Annotated in this window: 21 protein-coding genes; 12 read left to right on the top strand and 9 right to left on the bottom strand. The window is 64.9% G+C overall.

What is annotated here, in order from left to right; all coding sequences use genetic code 11:
* Nucleotides 1-118: 118 nt before the first annotated feature.
* The 3 genes from UNPA324_RS02815 to UNPA324_RS02805 all read right to left on the bottom strand — a co-directional run bounded on the left by UNPA324_RS02815 (nt 119) and on the right by UNPA324_RS02805 (nt 3,044).
* Nucleotides 119-580, bottom strand: coding sequence for a cupin domain-containing protein (locus UNPA324_RS02815; RefSeq protein WP_128920619.1), 462 nt, complete (start codon nt 578-580; stop codon nt 119-121).
* Between the two features lie 260 nt (nt 581-840).
* Nucleotides 841-2,226 carry a chromate efflux transporter gene (chrA, locus tag UNPA324_RS02810; RefSeq protein ID WP_141933379.1) on the bottom strand — a complete coding sequence of 462 codons (1,386 nt, stop codon included), beginning with the start codon at nt 2,224-2,226 and terminating at the stop codon, nt 841-843.
* Nucleotides 2,226-3,044 carry a chromate resistance protein ChrB domain-containing protein gene (locus UNPA324_RS02805; protein ID WP_141933377.1) on the bottom strand — a complete coding sequence of 273 codons (819 nt, stop codon included), beginning with the start codon at nt 3,042-3,044 and terminating at the stop codon, nt 2,226-2,228. Before UNPA324_RS02805 ends, chrA begins: the two co-directional genes overlap by 1 nt.
* A 198-nt stretch (nt 3,045-3,242) precedes the next feature.
* On the opposite strand from UNPA324_RS02805, the gene dmeF reads away from it, so the two are divergent.
* Nucleotides 3,243-4,214 carry a CDF family Co(II)/Ni(II) efflux transporter DmeF gene (gene dmeF / locus UNPA324_RS02800; protein ID WP_128920622.1) on the top strand — a complete coding sequence of 324 codons (972 nt, stop codon included), beginning with the start codon at nt 3,243-3,245 and terminating at the stop codon, nt 4,212-4,214.
* A gap of 79 nt (nt 4,215-4,293) precedes the next feature.
* Nucleotides 4,294-5,124, top strand: a complete 831-nt coding sequence (locus tag UNPA324_RS02795; protein WP_141933374.1) for an N-acyl homoserine lactonase family protein — start codon at nt 4,294-4,296, stop codon at nt 5,122-5,124.
* Nucleotides 5,125-5,131: 7 nt separating this feature from the next.
* On the opposite strand, the gene UNPA324_RS02790 is transcribed toward UNPA324_RS02795, so the two are convergent.
* Together UNPA324_RS02790 and UNPA324_RS02785 are read right to left on the bottom strand one after the other, a co-directional pair.
* Nucleotides 5,132-5,323 (bottom strand): hypothetical protein, encoded by a 192-nt coding sequence (locus UNPA324_RS02790; protein WP_141933372.1) that lies wholly within the window; start codon nt 5,321-5,323, stop codon nt 5,132-5,134.
* Between the two features lie 31 nt (nt 5,324-5,354).
* On the bottom strand, nt 5,355-6,512 hold the full coding sequence (locus tag UNPA324_RS02785; RefSeq protein WP_141938660.1) for an MFS transporter: 1,158 nt from the start codon (nt 6,510-6,512) through the stop codon (nt 5,355-5,357).
* 162 nt (nt 6,513-6,674) lie between these two features.
* On the opposite strand from UNPA324_RS02785, the gene UNPA324_RS02780 reads away from it, so the two are divergent.
* Nucleotides 6,675-7,934, top strand: a complete 1,260-nt coding sequence (locus tag UNPA324_RS02780; RefSeq protein WP_128920625.1) for an adenylate/guanylate cyclase domain-containing protein — start codon at nt 6,675-6,677, stop codon at nt 7,932-7,934.
* 147 nt (nt 7,935-8,081) lie between these two features.
* Here UNPA324_RS02780 and UNPA324_RS02775 read toward each other — a convergent pair whose 3' ends face one another.
* Nucleotides 8,082-9,326, bottom strand: coding sequence for an MFS transporter (locus UNPA324_RS02775; RefSeq protein ID WP_141933370.1), 1,245 nt, complete (start codon nt 9,324-9,326; stop codon nt 8,082-8,084).
* 167 nt (nt 9,327-9,493) lie between these two features.
* Here UNPA324_RS02775 and UNPA324_RS02770 point away from each other — a divergent pair, with 167 nt between their 5' ends.
* The 5 genes from UNPA324_RS02770 (at nt 9,494) to UNPA324_RS02750 (ending at nt 19,071) form a co-directional block, all read left to right on the top strand.
* The gene (locus UNPA324_RS02770; protein WP_128920627.1) at nt 9,494-10,846 is read left to right on the top strand and encodes an Nramp family divalent metal transporter; all 1,353 of its coding nucleotides are present in this window, start codon (nt 9,494-9,496) and stop codon (nt 10,844-10,846) included.
* 657 nt (nt 10,847-11,503) lie between these two features.
* Nucleotides 11,504-14,524 carry an ATP-binding protein gene (locus UNPA324_RS02765; RefSeq protein ID WP_246667101.1) on the top strand — a complete coding sequence of 1,007 codons (3,021 nt, stop codon included), beginning with the start codon at nt 11,504-11,506 and terminating at the stop codon, nt 14,522-14,524.
* Nucleotides 14,521-15,807, top strand: coding sequence for a cytochrome P450 family protein (locus UNPA324_RS02760; RefSeq protein ID WP_141933366.1), 1,287 nt, complete (start codon nt 14,521-14,523; stop codon nt 15,805-15,807). Before UNPA324_RS02765 ends, UNPA324_RS02760 begins: the two co-directional genes overlap by 4 nt.
* A 19-nt stretch (nt 15,808-15,826) precedes the next feature.
* A complete protein-coding gene (locus UNPA324_RS02755; RefSeq protein ID WP_141933364.1) occupies nt 15,827-17,638 on the top strand; it encodes a hypothetical protein in 1,812 nt (603 codons plus the stop codon).
* A complete protein-coding gene (locus UNPA324_RS02750; RefSeq protein ID WP_141933363.1) occupies nt 17,635-19,071 on the top strand; it encodes a Dyp-type peroxidase in 1,437 nt (478 codons plus the stop codon). The genes UNPA324_RS02755 and UNPA324_RS02750 overlap by 4 nt, the downstream gene beginning before the upstream one ends.
* A 21-nt stretch (nt 19,072-19,092) precedes the next feature.
* Here the strand turns inward: UNPA324_RS02750 and UNPA324_RS02745 are convergent, their stop codons facing one another.
* The 3 genes from UNPA324_RS02745 to hemB all read right to left on the bottom strand — a co-directional run bounded on the left by UNPA324_RS02745 (nt 19,093) and on the right by hemB (nt 21,825).
* Nucleotides 19,093-19,869: an arginyltransferase gene (locus tag UNPA324_RS02745; protein WP_128920632.1), complete on the bottom strand. Its 777-nt coding sequence runs from the start codon at nt 19,867-19,869 to the stop codon at nt 19,093-19,095.
* A gap of 118 nt (nt 19,870-19,987) precedes the next feature.
* Nucleotides 19,988-20,530 (bottom strand): RDD family protein, encoded by a 543-nt coding sequence (locus tag UNPA324_RS02740; RefSeq protein WP_164936403.1) that lies wholly within the window; start codon nt 20,528-20,530, stop codon nt 19,988-19,990.
* 233 nt (nt 20,531-20,763) lie between these two features.
* Nucleotides 20,764-21,825, bottom strand: a complete 1,062-nt coding sequence (gene hemB, locus UNPA324_RS02735) for a porphobilinogen synthase (RefSeq protein WP_128920634.1) — start codon at nt 21,823-21,825, stop codon at nt 20,764-20,766.
* A 123-nt stretch (nt 21,826-21,948) separates the two neighbouring features.
* Between hemB and UNPA324_RS02730 the strand changes: the two genes are divergently transcribed.
* The 4 genes from UNPA324_RS02730 to UNPA324_RS02715 all read left to right on the top strand — a co-directional run bounded on the left by UNPA324_RS02730 (nt 21,949) and on the right by UNPA324_RS02715 (nt 24,175).
* On the top strand, nt 21,949-22,434 hold the full coding sequence (locus UNPA324_RS02730; RefSeq protein ID WP_128920635.1) for a DUF6163 family protein: 486 nt from the start codon (nt 21,949-21,951) through the stop codon (nt 22,432-22,434).
* A gap of 527 nt (nt 22,435-22,961) precedes the next feature.
* Nucleotides 22,962-23,480: a transcriptional regulator LdtR gene (gene ldtR / locus UNPA324_RS02725; RefSeq protein WP_018320040.1), complete on the top strand. Its 519-nt coding sequence runs from the start codon at nt 22,962-22,964 to the stop codon at nt 23,478-23,480.
* A 199-nt stretch (nt 23,481-23,679) separates the two neighbouring features.
* Nucleotides 23,680-23,916, top strand: a complete 237-nt coding sequence (locus tag UNPA324_RS02720; protein WP_128920636.1) for a hypothetical protein — start codon at nt 23,680-23,682, stop codon at nt 23,914-23,916.
* Between the two features lie 37 nt (nt 23,917-23,953).
* On the top strand, nt 23,954-24,175 hold the full coding sequence (locus tag UNPA324_RS02715) for a hypothetical protein (protein ID WP_014494771.1): 222 nt from the start codon (nt 23,954-23,956) through the stop codon (nt 24,173-24,175).
* Nucleotides 24,176-24,273 lie beyond the last annotated feature (98 nt).

Below are 24,273 nucleotides of genomic sequence, written 5' to 3'. Positions count from 1 at the left end.
TATGGCCCGAACACGAAGTCCGGGCGGGCGCCCCAGATTGTCGGCTCATTGGGGTAGACCGGAAGCGCATGGCTGCGGATCGATCTGGCGCTTACGACCAAAGCCGGCCCGCCCAAGACTATTTCGGAATGCCGGCCGGATTGACGAACTTGCGTCCACTCGGTCCTGTGCCACTGACTTGGATCAACACAGCCTCGCGTACTTCGACGAAGTGGGCGACGTTTGCGGGCTCGGTGTAAAAGCTTCCAGCGGGAAGTTCTTTCAGCGATACCGGATCGAACTTTTCACCGTAACCAGTATACCAAGTTCCCGACAGAATCGTCACTTCCCGGGAATCCGGGTGCGTATGTGGGGCAAGCTTGTACCCGGCGGGAAACTTTAAACGGACCGTGTAGGGTCCGGGCTTGGTTGGATCGCCCACCAGGTTTGTTTGCTCCATTCCTGGAAGTACCAAGCCACCTTGCGGCATCCATTTCATTTCGGACGGCGCGAGCGCCATTACTCCAGGAGCGGAAGTTTGGGCTCCAGCAAGTGTGCTGATGCCCGCGATTGCCAGAAGGCAGACCGAGGATACAAACATGTGAAGAGGCTTCCTCATAGGCTGCTCCTGTGACGCTGCATTTCGTCAATAGGCCATCGACATACGACGCGGAGCAAAAACACGAATTGTCTAATCCGCATTGATTTTTATCATTCAACGTTGTTGACCGTCGGCTCATAGTGATGGCCTGAGGCCGTGGGCATTTATTACGATGTCGCTGCTGGCCCAAAGCTGCCCTGAAGCGCCATGAATTTCATCGCCGCCTTCGATGGCAAACCGGACGTGGCGAACGATATGCCCTAAATCACCCCCGCCAGCCTTAGCACCACGCCCGCGGCACAGCTTGCCCCCAGCACCGTCAGCATCCCCAGCTTGAACCGGAAGATCGCAGTCGCCGCCGCGATCGACAGCACCAGCGCGGGGATGTCTACGCTGGTCAGCACCGGCATGTCGAAGTTCAGCGCAAACGCATGCACCGGCACCGTCTCTCGGAACAGCGTGTGCAGGGCGAACCAGATCGAGAGGTTGAGGATCACGCCGACCACGGCGGCGGTGATCGTGCTGAGCGCGCCGGCAAGGCCGGTGTTGCCGCGCAGGCGCTCGATATAGGGGGCGCCGACGAAGATCCAGAGGAAGCAGGGCGTGAAGGTGACCCAGGTCGCGAGCAATCCGCCGAGCGTGGCAGCCAGCATCGGCGACAGCCCACTCGGGTCGCGATACGCCGCCATGAAGCCCACGAACTGCAGCACCATGATCAGCGGGCCCGGCGTTGTCTCGGCCATGCCGAGACCGTCCAGCATTTCGTGCGGCTTCAGCCAGTGATAGTGCTCGACCGCCTGCTGGGCAACGTAGGCCAGCACCGCATAGGCGCCGCCGAAGGTGACGAGGGACATTTTCGAGAAGAACAGCGCGATCTGGCTGAACACGTTGTCTTGCCCAAGCGCGAGCAACAACACGATCACCGGCACCAGCCAGAGCGCGAGCCACAACGCGCCGACGCGGATCGTGCGCGCGGTGTTGGGTTTGACGTGTTCGGGCACGGCTTCGCCGAGCATGCTGTCGATCGCGGCGCCGCTGCCGCCATGGCCGTGACCGGCCGGGGCGAATTCGGCGCGGCCGCTGCGTGCGCCGGCATAGCCAATGAGGCCGGCGGCGATGATGATGATCGGGAAGGGCACCGCGAAGAAGAAGATCGCGACGAAGGCGATGGCCGCGAGCGCGATCATGATGCGATTCTTCAGCGCGCGCTTGCCGACGCGCACCACGGCCTCGACCACGATGGCGAGCACCGCGGCCTTGAGGCCGAAGAACAGCGCCTCGACGAAGCTGACATTGCCGAAAGCCGCGTAGACGTAGCTGAGGCCCATGATGGCGATGATGCCGGGCAGGATGAACAGGCCGCCCGCCATCAGCCCGCCGGCGGTGCGGTGCATCAGCCAGCCGACATAGGTGGCGAGCTGCTGCGCCTCCGGGCCCGGCAACAGCATGCAATAGTTCAGCGCATGCAGGAAGCGGCCTTCGGAGATCCACTTCTTCTCCTCGACCAGGATGCGGTGCATCACCGCGATCTGGCCCGCGGGCCCGCCGAAGCTCAGACAGGCGACGCGAAGCCAGACGCGGAAGGCTTCGTTGAAGCTGATGCCGTGACCGGCATCAGCTCCTGCTTGAACGTTACGGCTATCCATTACGCCTTCACCTTGTTGGTCGGCCAGTTGTGGGTCTCGGCCGTGGCATCGCGACACCAACGATAGAAGGCATCGTACAGCAACATGCCGGCCTCGAGCTGTTCGAGGTCGTCGTCATACATGCGCGACAGCCCGAGCGAGGCCGCGAGCAGGCCTGGCGCCTCCGGCGCGAGATCCGGCCGCGCAGTGTCGGCACCGCGCACCAGCGTCGCAAGCCGGAGCAGGGCCGGGGTGGCAATGCCGAACTCCTCGATCATGACGTCGAAGGTGCAGAGCTCACCGCGGTGGCTCCAGAACACGTTCTCGATGTCGAAAGGTGCGGCGCCAAAGCGCTCGCCGACGGCGACCACCTCGGACGGCGCTACATACAGGAACACCGCCTTGGGATCGACGAAGCGGCGGATCAGCCAGGGGCAGGCGATGCGATCGACCTTCGGTCGCGCCCGCGTGACCCAGACGGTGCGCCCCTTGGCATCGCGTGGCGGCAGCTTGCGGGCGTCGACCAGCGGCAGCTTGGCCGCCTTCCAGCCCTCGAAGCCGCCCTCCAGCGTTTCGGCCTCCACGCCGAGCTGGCGAAGCCAGGCCGCGGTGCCCTGGGCAAGCTTCTCACCGCGGAAGCACGAGACGACGGCCCTGCGGCCGGCGAAGTCGCCGCCCCATTCCGTCACATTCTCGTGGCTGAGCTTGATGGAGCCGGGGATCAGCCGTCGGTCGGCGGCAAAATCCTCCTCGGTGCGCACGTCGATCAGGACTGGGCCGTTCGCCGTGCCGATCAGCCGTGCCAATTTGTCAGATGATATGGTCGTGAATGTAGACATGATGCGTCCTCGCAAGAACCGAACGGGACGCGATGCTTGGGCTTGTCGCCTCGTGGGGAGATCGCTCAAATCCCCATGGCTCAGATTACACCGAAACTAAGAAGCACTGTCAATCCGAAGGGACGATTGAGCCTTCGAAAAGTGCAGCCCGCCGGTCTATACTGAGCCCCAACAGACCTGAATCCCCTGGAGAATTCGATGCATTCCGATTCCATCGAACAATGGACCCACGACCACGCCTTCCTGGGCGAGAAACACGACGAGAACGAGCGGCGCACCTGGCTCGTGGTCGTGCTGACGCTGGTCATGATGGTCGGTGAGATCGTCGCCGGCTCGCTGTTCGGTTCGATGGCGCTGCTCGCCGACGGCTGGCACATGGGCACCCATGCGGCCGCGCTCGGCATCGCCGCCTTCGCCTACCGCTTCGCGCGCCGGCATCTGGGGAACGCGCATTTCACCTTCGGCACCGGCAAGTTCGGCGATCTCGCGGCCTTCGCCAGCGCGATCATCCTGGGCCTGATCGCGGTCGAGATCGCCTATGAGAGCGTGCTGCGGCTGATCAATCCGGTGTCGATCGTCTATGGCGAAGCCATGGCGGTCGCCGTCCTCGGCCTCGGCGTCAACCTCCTTAGCGCGTGGCTGCTGCGCGACAGCCATGATCACCATCACGGCCATGAGCACGGCCACAGCCATGCGCATGATGACGACGATCATGACCACGACCACCCCGGCCATCACCACCATCATCACGACAACAATCTGCGCGCGGCCTATGTCCATGTCATGACCGATGCCGCGACCTCGGTGCTGGCGATCGCCGCGCTCGCGGTGGCGATGTATTCGGGATGGGTCTGGGCCGATCCCGCGGTCGGCCTGATCGGCAGCGTGGTGATCGCGAGCTGGGCGTTCGGCCTGGTCAAGTCATCAGGCGCGGTGCTGCTCGACGTGCGTGCCGACGAGAAGCTGGAGCGGGTGATCCGGGCGCGCATGGAGGTCGGCGACGACCGCGTCACTGATCTGCATCTGTGGCAGGTCGGCCCCGGCCATTGTGCCGTGCTGCTCTCGGTGGTGTCGGACAAGCCGAGGCAGCCGGCGGTCTACAAGCGGCGGCTCGCCGGACTGAAGGGCCTCAGCCATGTCACGGTGGAGGTCGAGACCTGCCCGCATTGACGCGGGGCCTTGCGGAATTCTGTGAACGGGCCGGGGTTGATCCTCGGTCACGGCCTGCATGGCTGTACGGGAGAACAACATGATGCCCAGGATCAAGCTCGCGTTCGCCATCGCAGCACTCGCTCTGTCCGGTTTTGCGGCGCACGCGCAATCGGACAAGACCGGCGTCGAAAAGCTCTACGTGCTCAATTGCGGGGAGGGCACCGCGGGCGATATCTCGCGCTGGTCGCCCGGGGTGAATGAAGGCAAGACGATGGATTTCGTCGACACCTGCTATCTGATCAAGCACGCCAAGGGCTGGTTCCTGTGGGACACCGGCATCCCCGATGCCGTCGCGGCGATGCCGAACGGTCTCGCGCCCGCCGATCCCAAGGCGGTTACCTGGCGCCGGCCGAAGACGCTGGCCGCCCAGCTCGAGCAGCTCGGCGTCAAGCCCGACGACATCAAGGCGATGGCGGTCTCGCACACGCATCCGGACCATATCGGCAATGTCGAACTGTTCCCGCAGTCGGTGCTCTATGTGCAGAAGGCCGAATATGACTGGCCCGGCGCCAACAACGCGCCGCGGTTCAAGCCCTCGCATCCGGCCGAGCCGCTCAATGGCGACAAGGATATTTTCGGCGACGGCAGCATGACCATCCTGTCGACGCCCGGCCACACGCCCGGGCACCAGTCGCTCCTGGTGAAATTGCCGAAGACCGGGGCGGTGGTGCTGTCAGGCGATGCCGTGCACTTCAAAGACAATTGGGACCATCGCCGCGTGCCCAGCATGAATGTCGACAAGGACCAGACCGCGGCCTCGATGCAGAAGATCGCCGACATCCTCGCCAAGGAGAAGGCGCAGCTCTGGATCAACCACGACAAGGCCCAGCGCGACAGCCAGAAGTTGGCGCCGGAGTTTTACGACTGAAGGCGGATCAGCTTTTCGGTACGCTCGCGGCAGGCGGGCTCGCTTCCGGCGTCTTCTTCGGCTTGAACGTGCCGGCATAGAACGAGAGCAGCCAGACCAGGAGGACGGCGAGGAGATAGACGCCCCAGGCCTGCGGCGGCGTGGTCGCCCAGCGCAGCAGGCCTTTGAAGGTGCGGGGCGGGCTGTGGTCGTCGGTCATGGCCCGCTTGTGCGCGAAAGCGGCAGCGCGGTCAATCCGGCCGCGGCTTGGTGCGGATCAGGAACAGCGCCGCCAGCGCCGAGAGGCTGAGCGCGGAGGAGACGATCAGCACCTTGGCACCCATGAGGTCGATCAGCAGGCCGAAGGCCAGCGGCGCCACCGCCTGCGCCATGCGTGCGGGGGCGCCGATGATGCCGAGACGGTAGCCGAAATCCTTCGGACCGAAGATCGACAGCGGCAGCGTGCCGCGCGCGATCGTCAGGATGCCGTTGCCCGAGCCGTGGAACAGCGCGAACGCGCTCGCCGCGGCGCCGCCGAAGATCGCCACGATCACCGCCCCGATCGGATGGGTGAGGCAGGCAGGCCGCGTCGACCACAGCGGATGGAAGCGGCTGAGGAAGCCGGCCTCGAGCATGCGTGCGCCGACTTGCGCCGGGCCGATCAGGGCGCCGGCCGCGATCGCTTCGGCAGGCGTCGCGCCCGTCGTCTCCAGGATACGCGGGAAATGGGCGGCCATTGCGCCGGTGACGGTCCAGACCGCCGCGAAGATGAAGGCGAGCAGCAGCATGGTGCGGTCAAGAGGGAGATGCGGCTTCTCGGCCGCGGCCGCCGCCTGCTTGGCGCCCTTGATCACCGGCAGCATGAAGAAGTTGAGAGGCAGGCCGATCAGGATATTGGCGGCCGCCCAGGCAAAGCAGGTCTCGCGCCAGCCGATATGGGCGAGGCCCCAGGCGGTGAGCGGCCAGCCGACGGTGGAGGCAAAGCCCGCCATCAGCGTGATGCCGGTGATGGGTCTGCGCGCCTCGGTGCCGTAGATGCGCCCCAGCGCAGCGAAGGCGGCGTCGTAGAGTCCCATCGCCATGCCGATGCCGAGCACGAGCCAGGCGAGCACCATCACTGGGATGGAGTGTGCGAAGCCAAGCAGCGCAAGGCCGCCGGCAATGGTCAGGTTCGAGGCCGACAGCACCTGCCGGCCTCCGACGAGGTCGATCTGCCGCCCGATGCGCGGGCCGAGCATCGCCGAGATCACCAGCGAGGCCGAGAACGCGCCGAAAATCCAGTTGGAGGAGACGCCGAGCTCGCGCGCCATGGGATCGGCGAGCAGCGCCGGCAAATAATAGCTCGAAGCCCAGGCCAGCGTCTGCGTGGTGCCGAGTGCCAGGATGATCGGAAGCTGGCGCTGGCTCATATCACCGTATTTCTGGTCGTCTGTATCATCGATTGCATTTGCCCCCTGCAGCGAGAGCGCGTCAACAGCGCCTGCGGCATATTCGATCTGCTGCGGGCGGGAGCCTTGGTTGCCATGTCCGCGCGGCCTTTCGTTCGTCACGAATGCGCGCCATAATGGCGCATGCAAATAACTTCGCGCCTTTCATTGACGAACTGGCTCGCCAGCCAGGGCCTTACGGGCCTGCCCGAACCCGAGCTGCTGCGCGGCTTCTGCGAGCGATGCCGCGCCGAGGGGCTCGCATTGTCGCGCGGCCTCGTCGTCATCGACACGCTGCATCCGATCTATGAGGGCCGCGCGTTCCGCTGGAGCGATACGCCGAGCAACGAGAGCGACGTCGTCGAGTACGGCTCGACGGCAGAGGGCGATGCGGCCAAGAACTGGCGCCGCTCGGTGTTCTATCATTTGCTCGAGCATGGCCACGACGAGATGGTGATCGATCTCGCCGATGCGCCGTCGCTCGATTTCTCGCAGATCGGCGACCTCGCCGAACATGGCCACCGGCATTTCCTGGCTTTCGTGCACCGCTTCGGCGAGAGCGGAGCGCTCGGGCAGATGGACTGCCTCTACTCCTATTGGACGACGCGGCGGGACGATGGCTTTACCGAAGCCGAACTTGCCGCGCTGCGCGATCTCGTGCCGGTGCTGGGTCTTGCGATCAAGTCGGCCCAGCAGGTCGACATCGTGCGCACGCTCGGCCGCGTCTATCTCGGCCGCGACGCCTCCGAGCAGGTGCTGCGCGGGCGGATCTCGCGCGGCGTCACCGAGCGCATCAACGCCGTGCTCTGGTACTCGGATCTGCGCGGCTCGACCGGGATCAGCGAAAGCATCGGCCCCGACGAGATCATCCCGTTCCTCAATGATTATGCGCAAGCCGTGATCGACGCGATTCACGAGGCCGGCGGCGATGTGCTCAAGCTGATCGGCGACGGCGTGCTTGCGATGTTCTGGGGCGAGGACATGGCGGATGCGCGGCGCGCGGCGCTACGCGCCGAGCACCTGTTCCGCAAGAATATCGCGGCGCTGAATGCCCGCCGGGCGGCGGAGGGGCGGCCGACGACGTCAGCCTATATCGGCCTGCATGTCGGGCAGGTTTTCTACGGCAATATCGGCAGCGAGGACCGGCTCGACTTCACCGTGGTCGGTCCGACCGTGAACGAGGTCAGCCGTATCGCCTCGATGAGCCGCTCGGTCGACCGCGAATTGCTGGCGTCATCCGAGTTCTACAAGGGCCTCGATGCCACCGGGCGCCGTTATCTCGTCTCCACCGGCCGCTACGCGCTGCGCGGCATCGGCCGTGCGCAGGATCTCTACACGCTCGATCCTGATGTCGACGCGAGCGAGCCCGTGACAGGGAGCTACGAGCGGTACCTGGCGAATTAGCTTCCGCTGTTTCAACGGTGTGGGAGCAGCGCGTACTCTCTCCTCGTGCCCCGGACGCACTGCAGCGCCCTTCAGCGCTGCACTGCAGAGCCGGGGCCCATGTCGGAGAGGAACGCGCGGCGTCTGGGTCCCGACGGACGGTTGTGGCTAGCACCGCGCCGGCACTTCGTCCCCCACCATGTCCGGCTGCCGGTCCAGCGCCACGGCCGGTGACAGCCAGATCACCAGGGCCTGCAGGCCGAACACGGCGGTCGCCAGGTACAGGCACGCTTCCGCGCTCCAGAGCCCGCCGACCACCGCGCCCAGCGCAGAGCCGAGCGGGCGCGCGCCGTAGCTCATGATGTTGATGGCGGAGACGCGTCCCAACAGGCGTGGCGGCGTCACCGACTGGCGCAGCGTCGTGGTCGAAATCACCCACAGGATCGGCCCGACGCCGAGCAGGAAGAAACTCAAGGCCGCGAGCCACGGCGAGGGGACCAGCACCGTCAGCGCCATGACCAGTGCGGCGATGAAGCCGGTGACCGGGCCGAGGCCGACCACCGTGCCGAAGCTGATGCGCTGCATCACGCGGGTGGCGAGCAGCGCGCCGATCACCATGCCGACGCCGTACATCGTCAGCACCGTGCCGACGCCCGCGGCGGTGAGGCCGAGATGGCGCACGGCGTAGGGCACGAACACGGCGATCTGCAGGAACCAGCCGGTGTTGAAGATGAACTGGGTGATGAACACCGGCCGCAGCAGCGGATGGTGAAACACGAAAGCCGCGCCTTCGCGAATGTCCTGCAACGGATGGCGGCGGGGCGCTGGCGCGCGGGCGGGTTCAAAGATGCCGGCCAGCAGCACCACCGCAATCGCCGAGAGCGCCGCGGCGAAGCCGAAGGCCGGGCTTGCGCCCCACCAGCCCACCAGCGCGCCGCCGAGCGCAGGTCCGCTGGCAAAGGCGATGGTGCGCGCAAGCTCGATCCGCGCATTCGCCGCCGGCAACAGCTCCGCGCTCACCAGCGAGGGCACCAGGGCCGGCGCGGCCACGCTGTAGACGACGGTGCCGCACACCGCAGCGAAGCCGAGCAGCGCCAGCAGCGGCAGGTTGAGCGCGCCGAGCGCGAGCAGTAGCACGATGGCGGCGAGCGCCGCGGCCCGCAGCGCCTCGGCCCCTGCCATCAGCGAGCGGCGCGAGATGCGGTCGGCGAGCAGGCCGGCCGGAATCGCGAACAGCACGAAGGGCAGGGTCAGTGCGGTCTGCAACAGGCCGGTCTGGCCTTCCGCGACCCCGAGGGTGAGCACCGCGACGATGGGGGCCGCCGCCAATGCGATCTGTTCGGCCGACTGCGCTGCGAGGTTGGACCAGGCAAGGCGGCTAAAGGTGTCGGGAAGGCGAGGCGGGTTTGACATGGCGCATTTCCTGCAAAGTCGGGTTGGCGCCAATATTCGGCGCCGAGGGGCGCCAAACCCACCCGCTTCCCGACAGGGCGGCGAACAACGGCCCGGGCGGGAACCCATGCCACTAGATGCAGTTGCAAATGAGTTGCAATAAGCCTCGACATCGGTATTCTCGTCGTATGGATGCCCGATCGCCTGATTTGACCCCCGACACCGCTGGCTGGCGCACTGACGCGCCCGCCACCAAGAGCCTCCCCGAGGTCAACGCCACGGTCGCCATTCCGGCCGCGGGCCGCTGGTGGCGCCGGATGCTCGCTTTCGTCGGCCCGGGCTATCTCGTCTCCGTCGGCTATATGGACCCCGGCAACTGGGCGACCGACCTCGCCGGCGGTTCGAAGTTCGGCTACACGCTGCTCTCGGTCATCCTGCTCTCGAATTTGATGGCGATCCTGCTGCAATCGCTGGCGGCACGGCTCGGCATCGTCACCGACCGCGATCTCGCGCAGGCCTGCCGCGCCACCTATTCGCCGGCGGTGAACTTCCTGTTGTGGCTCGCCTGCGAGGCGGCGATCATCGCCTGCGATCTCGCCGAAGTCATTGGCACCGCGATCGCACTGAAACTCCTGTTCGGCATTCCCCTGATCGGAGGCGCGCTGCTCGCCGCGCTCGATGCCTTCCTGCTGCTGCTCCTGATGAACCGCGGCTTCCGTTTCCTCGAAGCCTTCGTCATCGCGCTGCTGGCCGTGATCGCGGTCTGCTTTGCGGTCCAGATCGTGGCCGCCGCGCCGCCGGTCGCGGAGGTCGTGCACGGCTTCATGCCGAAGGCCGAGATCTTCACCAACCCCGAGATGCTCTACATCGCGATCGGCATCATCGGCGCGACCGTGATGCCGCATAATCTCTATCTGCACTCGTCGATCGTGCAGACGCGCGCCTATGAGCGCAACGATGAAGGCCGGCGCGAAGCAATCAAATGGGCGACGACTGACTCGACCATCGCGCTGATGCTGGCGTTGTTCATCAACGCTGCCATCCTCGTCGTCGCCGCGGCGACATTCCACAAGAGCGGCCATTCGGATGTCGCCGAGATCGGGCAAGCGTTCGAGCTGTTGTCGCCGCTCCTGGGCCTCGGCATCGCCTCGACGCTGTTCGCGGTGGCGCTGCTCGCCTCCGGCCTGAACTCGACGGTGACGGCGACGCTCGCCGGCCAGATCGTGATGGAGGGCTTTCTCGATCTGCGCCTGCCGAGCTGGGCGCGCCGCCTGCTCACGCGCGGCATCGCCATCGTCCCCGTGATCGTCGTCACCGCGATCTATGGCGAGCGCGGCACGGCGGATTTGCTGGTGTTCAGCCAGGTCGTGCTGTCGATGCAGTTGCCCTTCGCCGTCATCCCGCTGGTCCGCTTCGTCTCCGACCGCCGCAAGATGGGAAAGTTTGCGATTCCCGCCTACGTCGCCGCGATCGCGTGGATCGTCGCTGGCGTGATCGTGATCCTGAACGTGAAGCTGTTGTCCGATACATTGTTTGGATGAGCGGCTGCCGCTCTGTCTGTACCGAGCACCCTGCGACCGATTGGTCCTGCGCAAGCCCGGCCGTACAAGTTTCGCGCGAACCCTGTTCGGTCCTTTCGGAAATCCGCGCCATTCGGGGCGACGGCTTTCGTCGGAACCCATGAACTACGGCTTTTCAATTGGTGCGAAGAGGGTATACTACCTTCAATTGCTGATAGGCCGCATATTGCAAATAGGCCCTGTTATGACAGTGCGTTTTTCAGGATTGGTTTTTCTCCCGGCGGGATAATCGGCGGTCCCGCGCCGGATTAAGTGCGCCGATCGCATTTTCTCCGGATACGTCTATGAGTTGTGCGCGACGTCGGCGCGCGGAGCCAGTGGTGAGACCGTTGGCTTGATGGATTGATTTTGAACTGCGCGGGTTCACGTCCGGGAGGGGACGATGATCAAGCCAGAAAGCGTTGATTGCTGCGTTGAAATCATTGATGAGCGTGTCCTGCCGTGACCAAGTGTCCCGCATGTTCAGCCCGTGTTGCTCGCGAGCATCGCTTCTGCTCTCAGTGCGGCGCGCGCCTCGATCACGCCGTGGAGCAACTCTCCGCTTCATCGATTGCCAGCCCAATCGACCGCGAGGCGCGGGTTGTTCCGCTGCACGATCATGCGACGGTTCGGTCACAGATGTTGACCGAAAACAAGCAGGTCAGCGTTCTCTTTGTCGACGTCTGCGACTCCACATCACTGCTCCAGCACTCCGACCCCGAGGAATCCCGCAACTATCTCGGCAAGGCGCTGAACCACTTGGCCGAAGCGGTCGGGACCTATGGCGGCACGGTGAGCCAGTTGCTCGGCGACGGGCTCGTCGCCTTGTTCGGCGCGCCCGTGGCGCAGGAGGATCACGCCCTGCGGGCGTGCCTTGCCGCTCTCAAGATGCAGCGAGCAAGCATTCCCGGCCACGCGGTTCAGGGCGTGGCCAGCCCGACGCTGCGCATCGGCATCAATTCGGGCGAAGTCCTGGTCGGCGTCGTCGGACAATACGGCTGGTCGCACTACGGTGCGGACGGCAAGACGATTCACCTTGCATCGCGGCTCGAAAAGATGGCTCCGCCCGGCGGCATTCTGATCAGTGCCGCGACGCAGCGCCTCGTCGCGCAGCAGATCGACACGCGGCCGGTCGGGACCCGATCGATACGAGGGCTGGATGATCCGGTCGAACTCCATGAGGTCATGGTCGCCACCGAAAGTTCAGCTGCGGCGCCGCTGACGCGCAAGCAACGCTGGGCGCCCCTGGTCGGCCGCGAAGATTCCTTGCGGATCCTGGCCGGGGATCTCGACATCGTTCGAACCGGTGCGATGCGGACGATCGGTCTGTGCGGCGATGCCGGGATCGGGAAGTCACGCTTGATCGCCGACTGGATCGCCGCGCTTGCAAGTCAGGGCATGGAGGTCTGCCTTTCGCAGGCGAGAGGTTATGCGAGCGCGCGCGCCTACAGCACCGCCGCGGACCTGATCGCAAGCCTGGCCGGGTTGCCGCAAGCAAGCGTGACGGATGCGCAATCCGTCAGGCAGTCCCTGGTCGCCGAATGGGCCGCCGAGGGCGCCGCGCATCTTGCGGCGATCAATGACTTGTTGGGTCTGGCGGCGCCGGACCAGGCTTGGCTGGAGCTCAACCCGGTCCAGCGGCGGCGCCGAATTGGCGACGCATTGCTGTGGCTCGTGCGCAGGCGCGCCCAAGCGGGCCCGTTCGTGCTCGTGCTCGAGGACGTTTTCCTGGCTGACCGCGAGAGCCGGCGGTTGTTCGAGGCTCTGCTTCCAAAGCTTCAGGGACTACCGATCCTCGTTTGTGTCAGCTATCGACCCGATTTCGACCATCAGTGGCGCCAGGCCTCCTGGTTTGCGGAGCGTGTGATCGAGCCTCTCCGCGACGGCGAGATGCTCAGGCTCGCGCGTGCCTTGCTGGGGGATGATCTGTCCGTGCTCGGCGTCATGAGCGAATTGGTCGCGCGCGCCGACGGCAATCCCTTCTTCCTGGAGCAACTGGTCATTACGCTGATCGACGAGGGATCGCTCGAAGGAACGCCGGGTGCGTACCGCCTGCAGAGGCCGCTCGGAGAGCTGCGCGTGCCGGGCTCGATCGCCGCGGTGATCGGCGCGCGCGTCGACAGGCTGCCCGAAGCTGCCAAGTCCGCGCTCGAGGCCGCGGCAATCCTCGGCGATCCCATCACGCGCGAACTGATCGCGGCGATGCAGGCCGTGGACCTTGGGCGTGCGGAAGAATTGCTGGGTCTGTGCGTTGCATCCGGATTGTTGACGGGGCCGGATCAGGCGCGCGGTCCGCTCGAGCAGCACACGTTCGCGTTTCGCCACGCATTGGTGCGCGATGTCGTGCTCGGCGCGCTCACGCGCGCACGGCTCAAGGCGCTGCATCGACAGGCCTTCCTGGCCCTGCATGCGCGGCCAGGGGCGGTCGAGGCGGATGTCGCGCCGGCGCTGGCGCACCATGCTTTCAAGGGAGAGGAATGGGAGCAGGCGGCGAGATTCACCGTCAAGTCGATGGCCCGGGCCATCTCGCGCTCGGCCAACCAGGAAGCCCTGCAGCTGTTCGAGAGGGGTCTTCAGGCAGCCCGCCGTGTGGATGACGCCTCGGTCGCGCAGACCTTGGAGCTTGCGCTTCGCCTGGAAGCCATCGGGGCGATGCTGGCTCTCGGGCAGATCGACGAGATCTTCAGCAATATGGAGCGTGCGGAAGCCATCGCGGTGCAGCTGAACGATCAGCGCGCACGAGCGGCGGTGTCGACCGAGACGGCGGTGTTCCTGTGGATGCGCGGACGCTTCGAGCAAGGGCTGCGTTATGCTTCACGGGGTCTCGAGGCGGCCTGCCTCGCGCAGCGCCGCCACATGATGATGGCGGCGCATCAGACCCGCCTGATGAACCTCCACGCGCTCGGTCGATATGCAGAGGCCGCGGTGGAAGGCCAGGTTCTGCTCTCCGACTACGGACCGGAGCTGTCGGCGCATGTCGTGCAACCCGGATGGGCCGCGATCCCCATCATCAATCTCTATGCGTTTCATGCCAGCACGCTCTGGCGGCTGGGCGACGGTGCAACCGCACACGCGTTCTGTGCCAAGGCCTATCAGATCTTATCGAACATCAACCATCCTTATTCCCGTCTGCTGATCGACACCGTCCAGTCGCAGATCTGGATCGAGAGCGGGGAGCTCGATCGTGCCGAGACCTTGATGCGCACGGGCGTGCAGCAATGCATGACGCACAACGTTCCGACCATGCTTTCGGTTTGCACCGGCGTTCTGGGCAGCGCGCTCGCGCACAACGGCAAGGCCGCCGAGGCGGCGGCGATGCTGGAGAAAGGATTCGCCGATCGCATCTACGAGGCGGCCGGACCCTACGGCAGGACGTTCATGCGCGTGAGCCTGGGCGTCGCCTATCGCAAGCTCGATCGGCTCGACGATGCGATCGCGGTCGGTCGCAAGGCCGTCGAGGACGCCGCCGAAGAATACGGCCACCAGACCGAAGCCCTGTACGAGCTTGCGGAAACCTTGCGGCGTGCCGGCGATCTGGCAGGCGCCGAAGCGCATTTCAAGCGAGCGGCCGAGGCCGCGGAGCGTCTGGGCATGCCTCACTATCAAGGACGGGTCGCCGCGGCCCTCGCGGATTGGCGGAAGGACGGGTATGCAGCATGAAACTCTCGACCTATGAACCCGACGCGTTGCCGCCGGGAGCGCGCAGTCTCTCCTACGGTGTGTTCTGCTGGCTCAACCGTCACATTACGGTGTTGCGCGCGCTCGGTGCGCTGCTTCGGCGCTGGCCCGCTATAGGCGGCCGGTTCGGCTTGGTGGCACGCGCCAGCGCGGTGAAGGATGTGCTGATGCGCACGCGCAGCTTTTCCAATACCGCGCATGCGGCCAACATGGTCTCGGGAGACTACCTCATCGGGATGGATCCGGGCCCGACCTATTCAGCTGATCGGGATCTGGTCCATGCGCGGTTGGCGGCTCTGGACGTCCCCGCCGATTCCGACGCCGAGGCGCAGCGGCGCATCAAGGCTCTGCGCGGGCGCGGAGCGGCCGGATTCGATCTGATCGACGAGTACCTGATGTGGGTCGTATTCCGCGCCATGCGGCCGCTGTTCGGCGCGGCAACGGGGGCGGTGGTGGCGGGGTCAGTGACCGACGCTTCAAAGGGCGATGTCGACGAAGATTTGCAACGACAGTACATGCTCGAGATCCGCTATGTCGCAGGGCAGCTCCTGGCCGGCAGCCTCGCGACACTCGATCTTCGCCGGCGAGCCGAGGCCTGCGGGGATGCGCTGCAGGCGCGGATCGATCGTGTAACCGGCACCATCGGCGCCGCGTGGGGTGTCAAGAGCTCCTCGGCGGACATTGAACGGAACGCTGTCGGCCTTGCCTGGATCTCGCATCCGGTCACCGTCCAGTCGGGGGCCCTCGTCGTCCAGGAGCTGTTGGGACGACAGAAGGTCTATGACGAATTGTGGTCGCTGGCCGACAAACTCGGCGAGCCCGCCGTCTGGGCCGATCCCGAGTTCCGCAAGATCGTGCGCAACCATGTGCTCGAACTGATGCGCTTCCGGCCGATCTTTCCGCTGCTGGCGCGCGACGTGCCGCGCGACACGGAAATGACGACCGGGGCGCGACAAAACGCCGGATGTCCGGGCGGCGGCAAGGTTTCGCTGCTGTCGATCGCTGCTCTGTTCGATTCCCGCGTGGTTCCACAGAGCGGGCGCTATTGCCCGGACCGCGATTGGGGCAACGAAGATGCCTTGCGGTATCTCATGTTCGGATATGGCTACCGCCAATGTCCGGCGCGGGATTACGCGGTGGAGATCCTGACAAGCGCCCTGATCGGCCTGCTTACCTTGCCGCGGCTGCAACTGGCGCGCGGTGAAGGCAAGGCCATCGCGTATGACGGGCCGCTGATGCTGTGCATGCGCATGCGTACCACTTGAGCGAGCGGAGAACACGGCCATGCTCGAGATCGTCCGGCAGCAGATGATCTGCATCGTTGCGCCAGGCTGGACCGGCGGCACTGAGGTTTCAAAGCAACTTCACGATGCCTTGGATGCCCTGCTGGACGACGTCGCAATGGTGCACTTCGCCTCGATCGGGCTGCTCCCGGCCTTGGCTGGTGCGCCGAACAAGCAGCCGGTGCTCGTGCTCGAGCTCGCGGTGGAGGAGGGCTTCCGCCCTTACGACCTGTTGTATCGCCTCGTCTACCATCACGACGGCGCGATGTGGGCGCTGTTCGGCTCCATGGTCGCTCCGGGCGTCGCCGTGCCCACGGCCAAGGACAAGCAGCAATTGCTGAGCCAATTGATGAGCTGGCACAGCATCGCCGACGGCGGCTTCGTCGGCGCCCGGGACCGGTCGGTCCGGCAGATCAAGATGGAGAGCGACCTGCTGGAGCAGACGCGCATCGAAGCGCGGAAGCTGAAGCCGAAATACGGCAACGACCGCACCGCCTTCGCGCTGGCGCTGGCACGTTGGGCTTATACCAATCCCCGCTTCGGATGGGCGGCCACGCCTGCGCCGCGATCCTATTGGCGCGGGAAGGGGGCGAGCATCGGTGCGAAGCTCGCTTATCCCGTGGCGGCGATCGTGCTGTGGTTCGTCGTACTCGGGATCGTCTGGACACTTCCGCGCGCCTATAACTGGTTCTTCGGCGAACCGGGGCACGTGGGGCGGGCCATCGAAGACGCCGTCACCAAAACGAGCGAATGCCTGCTGACGATCAGCTGGCACGGGTTGCTGGCGTTCGCGGTCATTGCATTCCTTGTCTGGCTGTTCCTGGTGCCGCTGCCCGCGCAATTCGTGTCCTGGAGGCGCTGGCTCAACAGCGTTCAGCAAGAGCTCGATCGGCCGACCGACACGCTCTCGTCGCTGGCCACCTATGCGGGCGGCTGGATCATCGGCGTGCCGCTGCTCCTGGCCATAGCCGCGTGCGCCATCGCCTACACTTTCGCTCCGTTGGCCTATGCGCTGGCTCCGGATTATATGCACACTGTGATCGAACCGAAGCTGCCAAAGCTGACCGGATTGCAGATCACGGGGATCGCGGTCGTCGCGATCGCCGCGGTGCTTGGCATCGGCACGCTGTTCTACTGGCTCAATCGCTATTTCACGGGGCTGAGCAAAAAGTTCTTTCATCCGCTCGAAGAGGACGTCCCGCGGGCCCAGCAGATTCATCCGTCGGTCGAACGATGCGAGGCCGACCTGGTCGGTGGCACCCAGCACATGTTCAGCCTCACCGAGCTGCGCGGTCCGCAATGGTGGAGCGCGTGGTGCATCCGACAGGCGCTGCGCATCGTGACCTTTGCCGGGCGGGTGTTCTTCACGCAAGGCTGGCTCGGCAATGCGCCGGGCATCCATTTCGGCCATTGGCACATCATCGACAACGGTCGCCGCTTTCTGTTCTGCTCGAACTATGACGGCAATTTCGGCGGCTATCTCGACGACTTCATCAACGGCGCGGCCGTCGGCACCACGCTGGCCTGGCGCTGGACCGAGCTTCATCCGCGCGCCCCGGCCCTGGAGGGACAGCCCGGCATTGCAAAGGCCCGTAGTTTTCCGCCGACGCGCTTTGTCATCTTCCGCGGCGTGAAGTGCGAGCTGAGATTCAAATCCTATGCGCGCGACAGCATGCTGCCGCATCTCTACCGTTTCGACGCCTGCAACCGGACGGTCGACCAGATCAACCTCGCCACGGGGCTGCGTGACGCCTTGTTCGGCGAGCGCAACGAGAAGAACGACGATCTGATCATGAGGGCCATCGAGACATGAAGCACGCTCCGCGACTCTCCGAGCAAAGTCACGACGTCCAGGGCATGTTGAAGAGCGGCTTCGGCTGGCTCAAATCCAGCCATTTCTGGCTGCTGACGATCCGCGACGGCTGCGAGGACCAGGCGCGAGCCTGGCTCTCGCGTCTGGTCGAAAGCAAGCTGGTCGTCAGTGCCAAATGCATCGCGAAGGGCAAGACCAAGCCGGAAGCGTCGATCGAAGAAGCCGTGTCGGTCGCTTTCAGCTTCGCAGGGCTCAAGAAACTCGGCTGCACCGAGGCCGAAACGCATCCGTTTCCGACGGCTTTCAGCAGCGGCATGGGGAGCGCATTGCGCCAAGATCTGTTGAGAGACGCTCCGCGGGATGAATGGCGCTGGTCGGATGTCGAGGGCGCCGACGGCCGCCAGACTGTTCACATTCTCGTTGCGCAATGGTGGGTGCTCGGCGCAACCGCGCGAATGGAGGAGCCGGATCCGGCCGTGTTCGTCGTCAGGACCGTCGAGAACAATCCCTGCTCGTTTGCAGATAAGGACGGCGGATTGCGTGAGCCGTTCGGCTTCCGCGACGGCCTCGCGCAGCCGGTGATCCGCGATCTCAGGGAAGAGGAGGGAGCCGCGCTGCGTCAGGCGCGAAAGGACGCCGGTCAGTTCTATGAGGATCGTGTCGTCGAGCCCGGAGAATTCATTCTGGGCTATCGCAACGAGTATGACGAACTCACCTACTGCCCCAACGTGAATGAGTGGCCGCAATCGGGAGACCGCTTCACGCTGAACGGGAGCTACTTGGCGGTGCGGCAGATCGAGCAGTATGTCGATGCGTTCAGGCAGTTCGAAGCCGCAAATGACCAACAGACCTGCGAAAGACTGATGGGACGTCGGAAGGACGGCATGCCGCTCGGATGGCAAGGTCCTCTGGGGTCGAATTCGGCGGCGGACGCCTTCCGTTATCGCGTCGAGGACGCAAATGGCTTCGTCTGTCCGAAGGGCGCGCATATCCGCCGATCCAACCCGCGCGACTCCTTGGGGATCGATGTGCAATCGAGCATCAAATCATCGAAGCTGCACAGGCTGCTCCGCCGCGGGCGGCCTTATCGCGAGAAGACCGAGGCAGGAGATCGCGAAGGCATATTCTTCATCGCGTGCAATGCCGATCTCGAGCGCCAGTTCGAATTCATCCACCAGCGCTGGCTGCAAAACCCTCGTTTCGGCGCTCTCGACAAGCAGGACGATCCGATCGTGGGGTCACAGCCCAGCGGCAGGACCTTCACCGTTCCGGGATCGCCGAGCGGCAGCGAGGTCACACTGGCTTCGTTTACAGGCGCGCGTGGAGGCGGCTACTTCTTCCTGCCCGGGATCGCGGCGCTCAAATTCATCGCCGAAGGTCGCGCCGGCGCGAAGCTCGGCCCAATGCACCGCCTTGAGGCGGCCGCCTCCTGAAAGGCACGATTCCGGAAGGTCTTAGTCCTGCGGCTCGGACGCTGCATCGCCCTGCGCGTCGATGCGCAGCCAGCCCGAGGGCGCGAGGCGCTGCTGCGGCAGGAAGCGGGCCTTGTAGTCCATCTTCTTGGAGCCCTCGATCCAGTAGCCGAGATAGACGTAAGGCAGCCCTTGCCGGCGGGCGCGGGCAATGTGGTCGAGGATCATGAAGGTGCCCATCGAGCGGCTGACCTGGCTCGGCTCGAAGAACGAATAGACCATCGACAGGCCGTCGCTGAGCACATCAGTCAGCGCCACCGCGATCAGCTCCTCGCCGCGGCCGGTGAGACCGCTGTCGGGGCCGCGCTTGCGGTATTCGATGATGCGGGTCTCGACGTGGCTGTCCTCGACCATCATGGCGTAGTCGAGCACGGTCATGTCGGCCATGCCGCCGTGGCGATGGCGGGCGTCGAGATAGGCCCGGAATACGGAATATTGCTCGGAGGTCGGCACCGCGCTGCGCTGCTCGCCGATGATGTCGGCATTGCGCGCCATCACCTTCCGGAAGTTGCGGGAGGGGCGGAACTCGTTGGCGATGACCCGGACCGAGACGCAGGCGCGGCACTGGTCGCAGGCCGGCCGGTAGGCGATCGACTGGCTGCGGCGGAAGCCGCCATGGGTCAGGAGGTCATTGAGGTCGCCGGCCCGGTCCCCGACCAGATGTGTGAACACCTTCCGCTCGTGCCGGCCCGGCAGATAGGGGCACGGGGAGGGCGCCGTAAGGTAAAACTGTGGGGTGTCGCGCGAGTGCTGGGTCAAGGGACGTCGTGGGCCTCCGAAATCAATGTCAGCATCGCGCTACGGAAGCCGCTGGTCAATCGGTCTGCTGGGCGGGTCAGATCAGGCAGCGTAGTCGGTCCTGGTTGAGAATCCTTGATCACCAGCTTCTGGCGCCCTGCGGCACCGGCGCGCGCACGGAATTGTTGATCACGACCGTCCCCAGCACGAAATCGTGCAGCAGCCGCCGGCGTCCGTTGAACAGGCCGACCAGGACCACGAAGGGCGACAGGAACGAAACCGTCACCCAGAACAGCACGGCATGGGTGGCGCCAAGCACGAAATAGCCAGGCGCGCCGTACCAGGTGCGCAGCTCCAGATCCATGATCCGCATGCCGATGGTCGCGGAAGACGGGCCGCCGATGCAGGCGCCGTAATAGACGATGGCCCAGATGACAGAGGCTGGCCAGGCCAGCCAGAATAGCGCCCAGCCGAGGCCGAGCGTGACCACGCCGAACAATGCGATGAAGAGGTAGCCGAGGATGACCGGCACCGAGATCACGACCATGTCGATCAGGAAGGCGAACACCCGCCGCGTCGCAACGCCCCGGAATAGCTCCGGATGCAGATAGGGGTCGTAGGCGTGCGGCTGCACCCCGCCGTCATTGCGCCAGGCGCCTGAATTATCCGAATCGTACGACATCGTCCGTCCTCCCAAGAGGAAAACCCCGTGGCAGGACATGGGAACAGGCCAGGCCCGTGCCAAGGGCGCGCGGCATTAACAAGCCGAAATATTCCGGCGATTCGGGGGCGGAGGCAGCCGTTCACGCAGCTGCCGTAGGGTGGGCAAAGGCGCGTAGCGCCGTGCCCAGCATTGCGCGCCGTTCTGCACGATGGATTGGTGGGCACGCTTCGCTTTGCCCACCCTACGGCACCTTACCCCTGGCTTCGCAGCTTCTCCGCCGCCTTCGGCGCAAAGTAGCTCAACACGCCGTCCGCGCCGGCGCGCTTGAACGCCAGGAGGCTTTCCATCATCGCGCGCTCGCCGTCGAGCCAGCCGTTGTTCGCGGCGGCCGCGATCATCGCGTATTCGCCCGAGACCTGGTAGGCAAAGGTCGGCATCGCGAAGGTGTCCTTCACGCGGCGGACCACGTCGAGATAGGGCATCCCGGGCTTCACCATCACCATGTCGGCGCCCTCAGCGATGTCGAGCTCGACCTCGCGCAGCGCCTCGTCGGTGTTGGCGCTGTCCATCTGATAAGTGCGCTTGTCGCCGGTGAGTGTCTTGGCCGAGCCGATGGCGTCGCGGAACGGGCCGTAGAAGGCTGAGGCGTATTTGGCCGCATAGGCCATGATTTGCACGTCGAGCAGGCCGGAGCGATCCAGCCCCTCGCGGATCGCGGCGACGCGACCGTCCATCATGTCGGAGGGCGCGATGATGTCGCAGCCGGCTTCGGCCTGCACCAGGGCCTGGCGCACCAGCACGGCCACCGTCTCGTCGTTCAGAATTTTGCCGTCCGAGATCAGGCCGTCATGGCCGTGGCTGGTGAAGGGATCGAGCGCGACGTCGCAGAGCACGCCGATCTCCGGAAACTCCTTCTTGATCGCGCGCACGGCCTGGCAGACCAGGTTGTTCGGGTTGGTCGCTTCAGAGCCTTCCTCGTCGCGCAAGGACGGCTCGGTGTAGGGAAACAGCGCGATGCAGGGGATGGTGAGCTTCATGGCGCGCTCGGCCTCGCGCACGGCCTGGTCGACACTGAGGCGCTCGACGCCGGGCATCGAGGCGACCTGCTCGCGCTTGTTGTTGCCGTCGATCAGAAACAGCGGCCAGATCAAATCGTCGGTGGTGAGCACGTTCTCCCGCACCATGCGCCGGGCCCATTCGGCCTTGCGGTTGCGGCGCGGGCGGACGGTCAGATCGAGGGTATGAGGCACTGCGGTGCCCTCGCGGCGCGAGACCTCGCGCAATTCGATCGGACGTCCGTATTTGATCGCCATCACTCTTCCTCCGGCTGGATTATTCTTATACCAGCTCGCACGGTTCCCGTCACCGCGGCTTGACCTGCCGCAAGGGACGGGCAGCCGATTGATTTTGCAGGGCGAAGCAGCCACAAGGGGCCCATGTCCGAGATCTCCACCCGCGATGCGGCCCGCGACAGCGCCAGGGACACTGCCAGAGACGGTGCGATATCCGTCGCCGCGATCTCGTCGGAGCGGGAAGCGTCCGACGACAATGTCTGGACGCGCCGCCTGGTGCTGTTCCTGCGGGTGATGGCGCTGCTCTCGATACTGAAAGGTCTCTATCACTGGGCGCAGGTGACGGGCTTTGTCGGCGGCGAGGACGAGGCGTTCGAGAACCAGTCCATGGCCTGGCAGGCGGCGACCGTCTACTTTGCCGTGATCGAGCTCGTCGCCGCGGTCGGCCTGTGGCTGGCAACGCCGTGGGGCGCAGTGGTGTGGCTGACGACCGTGGTGTCGATGGCGGTGATCGAGCTGATGTTCCCGGGCATCTACGGCGGCAGCCTGATCGTCGTCGGCGTCGAGGCCTTCATGCTCGCCGCCTATCTCGCGCTTGCCTGGATGGCCGCGCGCGAACGGCCGCCGTAGCGACAACGTCGCGGTCTACGATATTCTCGGGCCCCCGGACGCAGCGCAGCGCTGCCGGCGATGCGAAGCATTGTCCGCTGCGGTGCGCTGCCGAGCCGGGGCCCATGTCTCCGAAATCTGGCTTTGAAACATCTGGGTCCCGGCGCTCCGCTTCGCGGCGCTGGTCCGGGACACGAGAGTGTTTGGTCTTGGTTGACCGCTGGTTGCCTAAAATTTGCGGTAAGTTTTCGTTGACCAGCCGGTTTCGCCACAGCTCTTACGCGCCCGTTTCGAAACGAAGCGGGCCTGTTCTGGAATGCGACAACAGGGGCGGACGGAGGGTGAACAAGACCTTGCGAAGGTCAACAGAGGCTTTCGAAAAGTGCTTGTGGCACAGGCTTAATCCGCAATTCACTGTCTTAAATTCATGATCTCTTTATTCTCTTATTTAAGCCGATCTTCAAACGAGCCCCTTAAGTTGCACCTATCAGGCGGGACACAAGTTTCGTCGAATAAGTGTCGATAAAAACGACAACAGGGGAAGTGTCATGATGAAAGCCGTCGCAACTGCGGCAGATACCGCAGAGCGCGTCTCCGGCCAGCAGGGTTCGGTGCAGTCGCTCTATCTGGAAGCTTTGACTCTGGTGGAGCGGCTGCATCGCCGGCTCCTCGACGTGATCAAGGACGAATTCGATCGCCGCGGCCGTGCGGACATCAACTCGGTGCAGGCGCTCCTGCTCTACAACATCGGCGACAAGGAGCTGACCGCGGGCGAGCTGCGCACGCGCGGTTACTATCTCGGCTCCAACGTCTCCTACAATCTGAAGAAGCTCGTCGAGCTCGGCTTCCTCGATCATCAGCGCTCGCGCGTCGATCGCCGCTCGGTGCGCATCCGCCTGACCCCGCAGGGTCAGGAAGTCCGCCGCATCGTCGATGCGCTCTACCAGAAGCACGTCAAGACGGTGGAGCAGGTCGGCGGCATCTCGGGCGAGGAATTCTCGACCCTCAACAAGTCGCTGCATCGCCTCGAGCGGTTCTGGACCGACCAGATCCTGTATCGGCTCTGATTTCTAGGGGATAAGGCCAAGCCGGCCCGCAACAAGACCGGCAAGCCTGCCCGAACGTGCCTGACTTCCCCAAGCGCGCCGGCCCGGAGTTGCCCCCGGGCCGGTGCGTTTACATTTTTTGCACCTGCGAAAAAATTCGCGGATGCGAGGAACCAGTTCCCGGCTCGACGCTTATCTCCTTCGGATTGGAGACAGGGCGATGCTGGTCGAGCGCGGGCTTCAGGCGATGAACGTGGAACTCGTGAGCGAGGCCTACGCCATCGCCGCGAACTACCTTCGCCGTTCCGGCGCGATCCCCGATACGCTCGTCACCGACGAACGCCTGCTCGGGGTCATCATCAAGCTGCTCCAGCAAGGCGAATTCAACAAGATCAGGCTCGCCAACAAGGCGATCACGTGGTTCGAGACCCAGTCCGAGGCCCGCGCGGTTGCCTGATCAACAATCCCAATACGTCGACCAACCAGAGGGTGCCATGGAAGCCGCCATCGACCGCATCATGCAGACCTATGACCTGCTCGCCAACCGCACCGCCGCGGCCAGCGAGGAGGCGAGGGCCAAGGTCACGAACTATCTCAACACATTGATGGAGGCCGGCGAGAAGGACCCGCACAGGTTGACCGTGTGCGGCCTGACCTATTTGCGCCAGCTCGATGGCAGCGTGGACCCGGTGAAGGCGGGGTATACGGGGTTGTGATGCGACTTCTGCCGCAGCCGGCAGCTCCAGGCATGAGCAGTTAAGGCCCGAAGCGGCCCCATTCCGGATGAGGCGAACGGGCGGTTCCCTCCAACCGG

This window comes from Bradyrhizobium sp. UNPA324 (genome assembly GCF_006658635.1).
GTDB classification, from domain to species: domain Bacteria; phylum Pseudomonadota; class Alphaproteobacteria; order Rhizobiales; family Xanthobacteraceae; genus Bradyrhizobium; species Bradyrhizobium nanningense.
This window is presented reverse-complemented; position numbering and strand designations above follow the sequence as displayed.